The 11,780-nt window shown below is 62.9% G+C and carries 9 protein-coding genes and 1 pseudogene; 4 read left to right on the top strand and 6 right to left on the bottom strand.

Annotated features, from left to right (window positions below):
* Positions 1 to 55: 55 nt before the first annotated feature.
* Entirely contained in the window at positions 56 to 1,231 is a 1,176-nt protein-coding gene (locus CQ007_RS18630; RefSeq protein WP_105647343.1) for an NnrS family protein, read from the bottom strand.
* A gap of 97 nt (positions 1,232 to 1,328) precedes the next feature.
* Between CQ007_RS18630 and CQ007_RS18625 the strand changes: the two genes are divergently transcribed.
* Positions 1,329 to 1,763, top strand: coding sequence for a hypothetical protein (locus CQ007_RS18625; RefSeq protein WP_105647342.1), 435 nt, complete (start codon positions 1,329 to 1,331; stop codon positions 1,761 to 1,763).
* On the opposite strand, the gene CQ007_RS18620 is transcribed toward CQ007_RS18625, so the two are convergent.
* Positions 1,758 to 2,303, bottom strand: a complete 546-nt coding sequence (locus CQ007_RS18620) for a hemerythrin domain-containing protein (protein WP_105647341.1) — start codon at positions 2,301 to 2,303, stop codon at positions 1,758 to 1,760. The genes CQ007_RS18625 and CQ007_RS18620 overlap by 6 nt on opposite strands.
* A gap of 150 nt (positions 2,304 to 2,453) precedes the next feature.
* Here CQ007_RS18620 and norR point away from each other — a divergent pair, with 150 nt between their 5' ends.
* From norR to CQ007_RS18605, 3 genes are all read left to right on the top strand, one after another.
* A complete protein-coding gene (gene norR / locus CQ007_RS18615) occupies positions 2,454 to 3,980 on the top strand; it encodes a nitric oxide reductase transcriptional regulator NorR (RefSeq protein ID WP_105647340.1) in 1,527 nt (508 codons plus the stop codon).
* Positions 3,981 to 4,317: 337 nt separating this feature from the next.
* Entirely contained in the window at positions 4,318 to 5,661 is a 1,344-nt protein-coding gene (locus CQ007_RS18610; RefSeq protein WP_177424397.1) for an alpha/beta hydrolase, read from the top strand.
* Positions 5,662 to 5,965: 304 nt separating this feature from the next.
* A complete protein-coding gene (locus CQ007_RS18605; RefSeq protein ID WP_105647339.1) occupies positions 5,966 to 7,963 on the top strand; it encodes a U32 family peptidase in 1,998 nt (665 codons plus the stop codon).
* Between the two features lie 735 nt (positions 7,964 to 8,698).
* On the opposite strand, the gene CQ007_RS18600 is transcribed toward CQ007_RS18605, so the two are convergent.
* The 4 genes and pseudogenes from CQ007_RS18600 to CQ007_RS19455 form a co-directional block, all read right to left on the bottom strand.
* Positions 8,699 to 9,499: a CHAD domain-containing protein gene (locus tag CQ007_RS18600; protein ID WP_105647338.1), complete on the bottom strand. Its 801-nt coding sequence runs from the start codon at positions 9,497 to 9,499 to the stop codon at positions 8,699 to 8,701.
* A 12-nt stretch (positions 9,500 to 9,511) separates the two neighbouring features.
* A complete protein-coding gene (locus tag CQ007_RS18595; protein ID WP_105647337.1) occupies positions 9,512 to 9,775 on the bottom strand; it encodes a DUF2789 domain-containing protein in 264 nt (87 codons plus the stop codon).
* A 183-nt stretch (positions 9,776 to 9,958) separates the two neighbouring features.
* On the bottom strand, positions 9,959 to 10,723 hold the full coding sequence (locus CQ007_RS19460; protein ID WP_371919846.1) for a methyl-accepting chemotaxis protein: 765 nt from the start codon (positions 10,721 to 10,723) through the stop codon (positions 9,959 to 9,961).
* Between the two features lie 138 nt (positions 10,724 to 10,861).
* Positions 10,862 to 11,776: pseudogene (locus tag CQ007_RS19455) on the bottom strand (cache domain-containing protein); the annotation flags it as partial.
* Between the last annotated feature and the right edge of the window lie 4 nt (positions 11,777 to 11,780).

Genomic DNA, 11,780 nt, shown 5'->3' with positions numbered 1-11,780 from the left:
CGCGAGTCACCCCTCGCCCCTCGTGGGAGAGGGGCCGGGGGAGAGGGGGAGACCCTCACCCCGGCCGCCCATCCGGCCGTGGTGCCAGCAGGATCGGCGTGTAATGCCACACGAACAACCCAAATGCCACAGCCCAGCACAGGCTGGCCAACCAGAAGCCTGTCAGTGGCAATGGGATGGTCAGCCACACGCGCAGTGGCACTGCCAGGTTGATCAGGATGAACGCCAGGCTCATGGCTGCAGCCGGCTGCAGCGGCCGGCCGGTATGGCCGAGGCTGACGCGGGAGATCATCGCCAGGATCATGCCGCTCATGCCGCCGATGGCCAGCAGGTGGATGGCCTGGCTGAAGCCGCCCAGCCAGCCGCCGTGCCACAGCGCCATGGCGATCATCGCCAATGCCAGCCAGGCGTAGGACAGGTGCAATGACCAGAGCAGCGGGACGGTCCAGATCTTCGGATGATGCCAGCGCAGCAGGCGTACGATATGGCCCAGGCCCAGCGCCAGATAGATGGGTGCCTGCCATACCGAAGGCCGCAGGCCGATACCGCTGAGCATCAGCAGGGCAACGAAGATGCTGCCGGCCATCAGCAGGTTGTCTAGGCGTGGCAATGCCTGCACTGCGTCGCTCAAACCCAGGCCGCGCTGGGTGAAGAAAGGGATTACCCGTCCCCCGATCAGCCCCATCAGCCCGGCGATCAACCATAGCGCAGCGACCGCACCATGGCGTTGCAGGGCGAAGTCTTCCCGGGCCAGTCCCAGCAAGGCCAGCAGATTGCACAGCGTCAAGAGCAGCAGCATGACGACGATCGGGTAGTTGCGTGCCTGGCGTGTCTGCCACAGGGAGCGGCCGATGGCCAGGGCAACCAGCGGCAAGAACAGCAGATCGACCGGCAACAACAGCCACAGCGGGCCATTGAACAGCCATAGCAGGCGCCCGGCCAGCCACAGCGCCGCCAGCAGCAATACCGGCATCCCGGTCAACGCCGGCACCCCGGTCCAGGCCTGGATCGCGGTAAGCAGAAAACCGGCGACGATGGCGATACCGAAACCGAAGATCATTTCATGTCGGTGCCAGGTCAGCCAGCCGCCGGCTGGGGTCAGGTCGACATGGCCGAAGAAGGCGGCTATCCACAGCGGTACGGCAAGCACGGCGAACAGGCTGCCTGCCAGAAACATCGGGCGAAAGCCCAGGGCAAACAGCACGGGTAAAGCGGTACGACGGTCCTGCATGAAAATCTCCTGATTGCTTGTTATGCTTTTCGCGCTGGCCGCTTGGGCAAATTGCCCGACTGATGGGCGGCGTCCTGTTAAGCGACTGGAAAAAACTATGACCTACCTACTGATCAAGACCCTGCATCTGCTCGCTGCCATGGCTTTTATCGGCACGCTGTTCTTCCAGGTGCTGATTCTCGCTCCCGCCGGTCGGCGTCTGGATGCGTCGGTGCGTGCTCCGGTCAGTCAGGCCCTCGGTCAACAGGCACGCCGGGTCATCCATGTAGTCGCCATCGTCCTCTACGGTGCCGGTCTGATGCTGGCCTGGCAATACCGCAGCCTGTTGGCCAATCCCCTGTCCAGTCACTTCGCCACCTTGCTCAGCCTGAAGATACTGCTGGCGCTGCTGATCATAGGCCATTACGCCGCGCTGATCTTCCTGCGTCGCAGCCAGCGCATCACCGAGCGCGGCATGTACCTGCTGAACGTCAGCCTGCTGGTGCATGCGGTGCTGGTGGTGATCTGCGCCAAGAGCATGTTCGTCCTATAGCATCTCCCCGGCTGCCGGGCCAACGAACAGCACCTCGTTCTCCAGCTGGATATGCTGGGTCAGGTCCTGGCAGAACTCGGCCAGCCCCCGATACAGCGTCTGCCAGGTATTGCAGGCATGCAGCGGTGTGGTGATCCGATCGGTCAGCGCATACAGCTGGTCCAGCGACTGGCCGTGCTGTTCATGCTCGAAGCGCATCACACTGATCGGCCCGCGTGACAGGCTATGCTCGCCGCGCAGCAGCATCGGGAAAAGAATCTGTTCCTCCTTGGACATATGGCTTTCCAGTGCCTGATGAATATCCGAAAGGTGGTCGGCAAGGCCGTTCGGGCACTGCGGATGCTCGCCATGCACCTGCTCGACCCGACGGGCGAGTCGAATCAGTTCAGGCAACTGCTCGCGATGCCGCCGATGGTAGCGCTCCAGGATATGCGGGATCAGCTCGTCGGCCGGAGCACTCTGCCAATACTCATCGGCCGGCGGTTGTCCGGTTGAGGCTTGCTGCTGCGGGTGCGCGAAATCAGAAAGGGGACGGGACATGCGGCTTACTCCAGTAGGGATGGTTGCCTGATTCTCAAGCAACCCGCATGCCACTAATAACTACATGAAAGATAAGGGAAATAAATTTAGTTGGTGATTTATACCCAGGCGAGTTATGGTTGTTGAAACCATGCGGGGGTATATCGAACCATGATTGAAGATTTTCTGTTGCCGGACCTGGTTGCCGAATTGCCGGCAGCCATTCGCCTGCAGCGCCTGGTCCAGGTGCTGCGCGAGACGTTTGGCTGTGGTGCGGTGGTGCTGCTGCAGCGCGAAGATGACTGCCTGCGCCCGGTGGCGGCGGTCGGCCTGGTGCAGGATGCCCTGGGACGGCGTTTCGATATCGCCCGCCAACCGCGTCTGGCCGCATTGCTGTCCCGTCGCGAGATCACCTGGTTCGAAACCGACAGCCCCTTGCCCGACCCCTACGACGGCCTGCTCGACGAGACGCCGGGCGAGCCGCTGCCGGTGCATGATTGCATGGGGGTGAGCCTGTATGTGGAGGGCGATCTTTGGGGGGCGCTGACCCTCGACGCGCTCAATGCCGGCACCTTTGACGAGCGTGCCCGGCAGAAGCTGCAACGCCTGCTGCCGCTGGTCGAGGCGCTGCTGCGGGTTACCCGGCTGGAGCAGGAGAACCGCGCCCTGCGTATGGTGCGTGCCGATGATCATCGCGCCCTGCCGGGGCTGCAGCAGCATGGCATCGTCGGCCACAGCCCAGCGGTGACGCGTCTGCTGGACGAACTGGCAGTGGTGGCCGACTCCGATCTGACGGTGCTGATCACTGGTGAGACCGGGGTCGGCAAGGAACTGTTCGCCCACTGGCTGCACCGGCACTCACCGCGTGCCGACAAACCGCTGGTGCAGGTCAACTGCGCGGCGCTGCCCGAGTCGCTGGCCGAGAGCGAACTGTTCGGCCACGTCAAGGGCGCCTTCTCGGGTGCCAGCAGCGATCGGGGAGGGCGCTTCGATGCGGCCAATGGTGGCACGCTGTTTCTCGACGAGGTCGGCGAGTTGCCGTTGCATGTGCAGGCCAAATTGTTGCGCACCCTGCAGAATGGTGAGATCCAGCGCCTGGGCGCCGACCAGCCGCTGCGAGTGGATGTACGCATCATCGCCGCGACCAACCGCAATCTGGCCGACTCGGTAGCCAAGGGCGACTTCCGCGCCGACCTCTATCATCGCCTGTCGGTGTACCCGGTGCCGGTACCGCCGCTGCGCGAGCGGGGCAATGACGTGCTGCTGCTGGCTGGTCATTTCCTGGAACTCAACCGCGCCCGCCTCGGCGTGCGCAGCCTGCGCCTGTCACCGGACGCCGAGCAGGCGCTGCTCGGTTACGACTGGCCGGGCAACGTTCGCGAGCTCGAGCACGTCATCAGCCGCGCGGCGATCAAGGCCCTGGGGCGCAACGGCTCGCGCCAGGCGATGCTGTCGCTGGATGCGGCACTGCTGGATATCCCCATCGGCGGCACCAGCACCCCGGTCGGACTGGACCCGCTGGTGGCACCCGCTGTAGAGGATGTTCAGCCGCTGCGCCTGAGTGTCGAAGCCTGCCAGCGCGAACAGATCCGCCAGGCACTGGCGGCTACCGATGACAACTGGAGCGCCGCCGCCCGGCTGCTGGAGCTGGACGCCAGCAATCTGCACAAGCTGGCCCGGCGGCTTGGGCTGAAATAATGTTCCTGAAAAGCCCGTGCCGGCGCGGCACGGGTACTCTCCATGACCACAATCCGAGGCCATTGCAGGCCTTGCATCACCCATTTGTGTGGTGCCTTTCTAGGGTGATATCAGCGTAGTTTATGCAGCGGCAGATCATGCAGTCTCGACTATGCTCATGAATGCGCTGGGCCGCCCGCGCCCAGGTAGCTATTACAAGAACAAGAAACAATGGAGGTTTACCTTGCGCACTCATCATTGGTATTCGACCGCCGTCCCCATCGCACTTTCTGCTCTGCTGCTAAGCGGTTGCCTGAGCGGTGGCGGCGGCAGTTCCAGCAGACCGGCGCCGCCGGAGATGACACGGGAGCATGATCAGCGCTCCTTTACGCCGGTGCTGAACACTGAAGCAGACGAGTTCTACCCACTGGAAGGAGCAGCGATCTACCAGGGCATCTATGACGGCTTGCAGGGTAGGGCTGTGTATGCTTTCGAGGCGCCCTTGAACTATGACGGTCGGGGTCTGGTCATGTATACACATGGCTATGTGGGTGAGATCGAGGAGCTACCCACATCGATACCACCGTTGCCGTGGCGCATGGCGGTCCTGGCAGCAGGCTATGCCTGGGCTTCCTCCTCCTATTCGGCTAACTGGTACGATGCCCGGGCCGGCATCGAGGATACCAATAAGCTGGCGCTGAACGTCATAGACTATGTGGAGCATGACCACGGGGAGCGGTGGCCGGAGCCTCAGCAGTATCTGATCTCAGGCTTCTCCTTGGGTGGCCACATTGCCGCTGCGACGGTGGACCGCGAGAACATGGAGCGTACGCTGAACAAGGTACCCTATGCTGGAGCGGCGCCGTTCTGCCAGGCCGAGCAGAACCAGTTTCAGTGGCTGGGAGACTATGCACGGGTGTTCATGGAAATGAGTGGCTATGGTCACGAAGACTTTTCCGATTTTCAGAGCCTGTTACCGCAAATGCTCGCCACGCTGTATCCATTTGTGGATAGCAGCCCGGATTGGTTGAACCCCTGGGACGAAAGTGGTGAGCGACTGATGGAGATCGCCCGGAACCTCACGGGAGGAGACCGCCCCATTTTCGAGGAGGGCTTCGCCATCACTGGCATGCAGTATGCGGTGCTCAGTACCGGCGGCTCTGAAGGCGACATCAATGGCATTCTTGCACTGAACGGTTACGGCAACGAGGATCAGGTCTACCGCTGGACGTCAGGCCCGACGCCGACTGCCGAGGAGCTCGAATTCAACGAGCAGATTCCGCGGGTGACAGCCGATCCTGATGCCAATCTCGTGCGTAATGACGGGGTGCGCTGGATTCCGCTGGTTAATGGCGATTTCGATGTACCCGTGTTGACCTTGCATACCCTTGGTGACTTCTATGTGCCGTTCCGTCACCAACAGCTGTACCGTGAGCGGGCCGAGGAGCATGGCAACGAGGGCCTGCTGGTACAACGTGCCATTCGGGCGGCGGGCCATTGTGAGTTCGCGCCGGCAGAGATTATCGAGGCGCTGAGTGAGTGGCTGGTCTGGGTTAACGGTGGGCCCAAGCCGGGAGGAGACGAGGTGATGGATGCTGCCGTGGTCGCGGACGAGGGCTATGGTTGTACCTACACCAGGCCTTTCCCCGCCGAGTTGCCCCAGCCGGAGCGTGACGCTCTGTCGGCGACCTGTCCGCGCTGAGGAGCGCAAGAGCTGGTACTCGAGCCTTCCGCAGTCTATGGAAGATCGAGTCCCAGCTCGACCAGCGGAGTATCCAGCCAGCGCTGTGTCGAGATGGAACTCGACACTCCCAGCAAATCACAGCCCCTGGAAGGTCGATGGCGATCCCGTCGAGTTCCATCTCGACCAGGGGGCTCGCCCGCAACACCACTGGCCGGGGTAAACCCCGGCCTCTCATCGCTCCGTGGCCCTTCGGTCACTGTTCCGTGCAGTCGCCCCACATCCGGGCTACAATCGGCGGTTTTCCAGCATCACGGTCCAGTCCATGTCCCTACCCAAGCACCATCTCGAACTGCTCAGCCCAGCCCGGGATGTCGCCATCGCCCGCGAGGCCATTCTGCATGGCGCCGATGCGGTATATATCGGCGGCCCGAGCTTCGGTGCGCGGCACAATGCCGAAAACAGCGTGGCCGATATCGCCGAGCTGGTGCGTTTCGCCCGGCTGTTCCATGTACGCATCTTCGTCACGCTCAACACCATCCTGCATGACGACGAACTGGAGCCGGCACGCCAGTTGATCCACCAGCTGTATGACGTCGGCGTGGATGCGCTGATCGTGCAGGACATGGGCATACTGGAACTGGATATCCCGCCGATCGAGATCCATGCCAGCACCCAGTGTGATATCCGCACGCTCGATAAAGCGAGCTTCCTCGACCGGGCCGGTTTTTCGCAACTGGTACTGGCGCGCGAACTGAATCTGCAGCAGATCAGCGCCATCCACCAGCAGGTCGACTCGACCATCGAATTCTTCATCCATGGCGCCCTGTGCGTGGCCTTTTCCGGGCAGTGCAACATTTCCCACGCGCAGACCGGGCGCAGCGCCAACCGCGGCGACTGCTCCCAGGCCTGTCGGCTGCCCTATACGCTCAAGGATGAACATGGCGGCGTGGTCGCCTATGAAAAACATCTGTTGTCGATGAAAGACAACAACCAGAGCGCCAACCTGCGCGCGCTGGTCGATGCCGGGGTACGCTCGTTCAAGATCGAGGGGCGTTACAAGGATGTGGGCTATGTGAAGAATATCACCGCCTATTACCGCCAGCGCCTGGATGAGATTCTCGAGGAGCGCACTGACCTGGCACGCGCCTCCAGCGGTCGTACCGCGCATTTCTTCGTACCCGACCCGGACAAGACCTTCCATCGTGGCAGCACCGATTATTTCGTCACCGACCGCAAGATCGATATCGGCGCCTTCGACTCGCCGACCTTCACCGGCCTGGTGGTCGGCGAGCTGCAGCAGGTGCGCAAGCAGGATCTGCTTGCGGTGACCCACGAGCCGTTATCCAATGGCGATGGCCTGAACGTGCTGGTCAAGCGTGAAGTGGTCGGCTTCCGGGCCAACGTGGTCGAGCAGCTGCAACAGTTCGAAGAGGATGGGCAGCCGCGCTGGCAGTATCGCATCCAGCCCAACGAGTTGCCGGAGCAACTGCGCCGCGCAAGGCTGCCCCAGACGCTGAGTCGCAATCTGGATCACAACTGGCAGCAGGCCCTGCAGAAAGTCTCGGCGGAGCGGCGCATTGGCTTGCGCTGGCAGGTCGAGCTGTCTGCCAACAGCCTCCAGCTGACTGCCACCAGTGAAGAGGGCGTTCGCACCAGCAGTGAGCTGGCCGGGCCCTTCGAGCCGGCGAAGCAGCCGGAGAAGGCGCTGGATCAGTTGCGCGATCTGCTCGGTCAACTGGGCACCACCAGCTACCACGCCGAACAGGTGGAGATCATCGGCGCCTTCGTTCCCTTCGTGCCCAATTCGCAGCTCAAGGCCCTGCGCCGAGACGTTATAGAACAGCTCAGCCAGGCGCGTATCGCCGCGTTCCCGCACGGCGGACGCAAGCCGGTCAGCGTACCGCCGCCGGTCTATCCGCAGTCGCACCTGACGTTCCTGGCCAACGTGTACAACCACAAGGCCCGCACCTTCTATCAACGCTATGGCGTGGAATTGATCGATGCGGCCTACGAGGCGCATGAGGAAACCGGCGAGGTGCCGGTGATGATCACCAAGCACTGCCTGCGTTTCTCCTTCAACCTGTGTCCGAAACAGGCCAAAGGGGTGACCGGTGTGCGCACCAAGGTCGCGCCCATGCAACTGGTGCATGGGGATGAAGTACTGACGCTGAAGTTCGACTGCAAGCCCTGCGAGATGCATGTGATCGGCAAGATCAAGGGCAATATCCTCAACCTGCCGCAACCGGGCAGCGCCAGGAATATCGTCGGCTCGATCACCCCGGAAGACCTGCTCAAGACCATCCGCCGCGCGCCACACTGACGCTATGCCGGGGTGTAGCGCCCCACACTGGAGTGCGGCGTCCCTACATTGGGGTGCGGCACCCCCCGCATTGGGGTGTAGCGCCCCCGCGCTACGCCTTGGGAGGTTCGCCGGGAACGTCGGTGTTGCGAGAAGTCCGCTGTCGTCGCGCGGGGGCGCGACAACCCGTTGTGGCGAGCGCAGTGTTGGGGGATGGCGCCCTCACACTGGAGTGTGCACCCCCGCTTTGGAGTGCGGCACCCCCGCATTGGGGTGTAGCGCCCCTGCGCTACGCCTTGGGAGGTTGACTGGAAACGCCGGTGTTACGGATCGCCCGCTGTCGTCGCGCAGGCGCGCGACAACCCGTTGTGGCGAGCGCAGTGTTGGGGTATGGCGCCCTTGCATTGGGGTGTGGCGCCCTCACACTGGAGTGCGGCACCCCCGCATTGGGGTGTAGCGCCCCTGCGCTACGCCTTGGGAGGTTGGCTGAAAGCGCCGGTGTTGCGGATCGCCCGCTGTCGTCGCGCGGGGGCGCGACAACCCATAACCCGTTGCGACGGGCGCTGTGATGGGGTGTAGCACCCCCACACTGGAGTGTGGCGCCCCACACCTGGAGTGCGGCGCCCCCGCATTGGGGTGTAGCGCCCCTGCGCTACGCCTTGCGGGGTTGGCCGGAAACGCCGGTGTTGCGGATCGGCCGCTGTCGTCGCGCAGGCGCTCGACAACCCTGAGGTCCGCGTTGCTCGACAACCCGTGTCAGCGGCGCTGCTTGCCTTTCTTCCCGGAGCGCTTTTTCTTGTGGCGGGGCAGTGCCTTGGCCAGCCTGCGCAGCAGCGCTTCAGCCTCCGCCAGCTCCTGCTCGGCCGCGTTGCTCCATGTTGGCTCGAGTACCTGCAGGTCGGGTTCCTGCTGGCTCCGGAGCAGCCACTGGAAGTGATCGTGCCAGTTGCCGAGAGCGGCCTGCACTTTCTTCAATGACCTGGTCGCTGCGGGCGACAGTGGCGACAGCTGGGGAAACGCATCGGTGAGATAACGGGTGCGCTTGACCAGGATGCGCAACTGATGACGGTCGAACTCGGCGTCATCCAGGGCCGCATGCAGCTTATCGACCTGCCTGGCAAGCGCCTTGCGAATGATACGTTTGAGCTTGCGCGAATCACGGCCTGGCGCTGATGCCCGGAATGCCGCCGGCCAATGTTGCAGCTGGACAACCAGCCGGATCAACTCCGGTGCGGCGATAATGTGCTGGTATTCCACCCGCAAGCGAGCCAATCGAGCGTCGGCCTGACTTGATAAGCCGCGCTGCTGCAGCTCGGCGATCAAGACCTCCAGGTCTCGAGTCGGGGTGGTCAATCGCCCGACCTCCGCTGCCGTCTCGCGCAACGGGCGGTTCGCGGGAAGGGAGCGGAGTGGGGCGATCAGGCTGCGGATGCGCCTGACGGTGATACGCAAATCATGCAGGGCCTCATCATCCGCCCCGGCCGCCAGGCGTCTGTGGGCGTCCACCAGCGCTGCTTCCAGGCTGCTGATCTGGGTAACGTACCTGTCCAGGAACATGAGTCATCCAGCTCAGGAAGCCGTCTCACCCCTGGCCTTGACCGCATCCTCATGCAGCGACTCGCTCAACTGGTCGACCACGATCGCCCAGGTGGCATCGGCCTTGAGCTGTTCGGTCAGGAACTGGCGCTGGCCTTCGTTCCAGTAGGGCGCATCGGCGACGTTCATGTCGGCGGGCAACTGATGGGTCTTGATGAACTCGGCAATGGCCGGCTCGCTGGCATCCAGCCCCAGTTGCAGAAACAGGTTGGTCATTCTCACTTCGGTATCGTTCATCTCGGCTCCCCTCGATAGGTCTTTGTATTTAACCTATCTCTTTAGCCGGGGAAAGCAAGCTGCTTCCTGCTTATCGAGTGCGAACATGCTGCTGCGCTGCTCGAGATGGAACTCGACGGGGTCGCCATCGACCCTCCAGGTATCGGTGTACCTGGAGGGTTCGAGTAGCAGCGCTGAATGCACTCAGATGCGGAAGCTGTCCACCAGCTGCTTGAGCCGGGTGGTCTGCCGGTCGAGTTCCGAGCAGGCCTGCAGGGTGGATTGCAGATTGTCCACGCCTTGCTGGTTGAGGGTGTTGATCTCGGTGATATCCACGTTCAGCGACTCGATCACGTTGGTCTGCTCCTCGGTGGCGGCGGCCACCGACTGGTTCATCGCGTCGATCTCACCGATACGCCCGGTCACGCTGACCAGACGGTCCCCAGCATGGTTGGCGATGGTCACGCTGTGTTCGCTTTCCTGCTGGCTTTCGGTCATGGCGGTCACTGAGTCGCCGGCGTCAACCTGCAATTCGGCGATCATCTGGTGAATTTCCGCCGCCGACACCTGGGTGCGGTGAGCCAGGTTGCGCACCTCATCGGCCACCACGGCGAACCCGCGTCCGGCTTCCCCGGCGCGCGCCGCCTCGATGGCGGCGTTCAGCGCCAGCAGGTTGGTCTGCTCGGAAATGCCGCGGATGACATCCAGAATATGATTGATGTTGACGGTCTTCTGGCTCAGGGCCTCGATCCGCACGCAGGAGTCACTGATCTTCGCGGACAGCTGCTGCATGGCCTGGATATTCTGCTCGACCACTTCCCGACCGCCATCGGCCTGCTGCCGGGCATCGCTGGCCTGATGTGAGGCATGGGCGGCGTTGCGGGCGATTTCCTGGGCAGCAGCGCCCAGTTCGTTGATCGCGGCGGCGACACTGTTGGTGCGCAGCGCCTGTTCATCGGAATTGCTCATGGAGGAATTCGACGCGCTCAGCACCTGGGCCGCCACGGCGTTGACCTGGGCGGTGGCCGAGGAGACTTCACTGATCGAGGCATGAATGCGCTCGACGAACCGGTTGAAGGCACTCGCCAGCTCGCCGAACTCGTCCCGGGAATCGACAGCCAGGCGCCGAGTCAGGTCACCTTCGCCCTCGGCGATATTGGCCATGGCCTGGCCCATGGCGGTGAGCGGGCGCATCAGAACCCGGATCAGCAGGCCGAGCAGGATGATGATGAAGGCCACCGACACCAGCACCGCCACCAGGGCGGAGGCACGGAACTCCGCCAGCGCCGAGTAGGCCTTGCCCTTGTCTACCAGCACACCGATATGCCAGTCGACCGACGGCAGCCCACGTACTGGGATGAAGGTCAGGATCTGCTCGGCACCGCCCATGGTCACCTCACGCAGTTGCCCGGAGATGCTCAGATCGTCCTGGGGGTACAGCTCGGCGAGGCTCTTCATCACCATGCCATGATTCGGATGAACCAGTACTTTGCCGTTGCCATTGACCAGGAAGGCATAGCCCATGCCGTCGAAATCCTGGGCATTGATCATGTCCACCAGGGTCTGCAGGCTCAGATCGCCCCCGGCTACGCCAATGGTCTGGCCGTTCCGTTGCACGGGCAGGGTTGCGGTGATCACCAACTGGTTGGTGCCCGTGTCCACATAGGGTTCGGTCAGGGTGGTGCCGTTGGCGGCGATTGCCGCGGTATACCAGGGACGCGGGCGCGGATCGAAGTCGTCCGGTAGCGGCTGTTCCGGTCGAACGATGAACTCGCCATCGCTGCGGCCGAAGAAGCTGTTGGCGAAGCTCTTGCTCAGGGCTGGCTGCGCCATCAGCGCCCCGATCGTGGCCGTGTCATCCTGGCGCGCCAGGGTTTGCGCGGTACTTTCCAGCAGCAGCAAACGGCCGGATATCCAGCTCTCGATATACTGGCTGGTGGTCTCGCCGACATCGCCGAGATAATTGGTCAGATTGGTCCGGATGAAATCGCGCTGCAGGTAATCGTTGTACAGGGTGAACATGGAG

Origin of the sequence: Pseudomonas sp. MYb185 (genome assembly GCF_002979975.1) — a bacterium.
Taxonomy (GTDB): domain Bacteria; phylum Pseudomonadota; class Gammaproteobacteria; order Pseudomonadales; family Pseudomonadaceae; genus Halopseudomonas.
This window is presented reverse-complemented; position numbering and strand designations above follow the sequence as displayed.

Bases quoted from the DNA above. Each gene is read 5' to 3' on its own strand.
- CQ007_RS18595 (WP_105647337.1), bottom strand. From the start codon at position 9,775: ATGAACGATACCGAAGTGAGAATGACCAACCTGTTTCTGCAACTGGGG.
- CQ007_RS18600 (WP_105647338.1), bottom strand. From the start codon at position 9,499: ATGTTCCTGGACAGGTACGTTACCCAGATCAGCAGCCTGGAAGCAGCG.
- CQ007_RS18630 (WP_105647343.1), bottom strand. From the start codon at position 1,231: ATGCAGGACCGTCGTACCGCTTTACCCGTGCTGTTTGCCCTGGGCTTT.
- CQ007_RS19460 (WP_371919846.1), bottom strand. From the start codon at position 10,723: ATGAGCAATTCCGATGAACAGGCGCTGCGCACCAACAGTGTCGCCGCC.
- CQ007_RS18610 (WP_177424397.1), top strand. From the start codon at position 4,318: ATGACACGGGAGCATGATCAGCGCTCCTTTACGCCGGTGCTGAACACT.
- CQ007_RS18625 (WP_105647342.1), top strand. From the start codon at position 1,329: ATGACCTACCTACTGATCAAGACCCTGCATCTGCTCGCTGCCATGGCT.
- CQ007_RS18620 (WP_105647341.1), bottom strand. From the start codon at position 2,303: ATGTCCCGTCCCCTTTCTGATTTCGCGCACCCGCAGCAGCAAGCCTCA.
- CQ007_RS18605 (WP_105647339.1), top strand. From the start codon at position 5,966: ATGTCCCTACCCAAGCACCATCTCGAACTGCTCAGCCCAGCCCGGGAT.
- norR (WP_105647340.1), top strand. From the start codon at position 2,454: ATGATTGAAGATTTTCTGTTGCCGGACCTGGTTGCCGAATTGCCGGCA.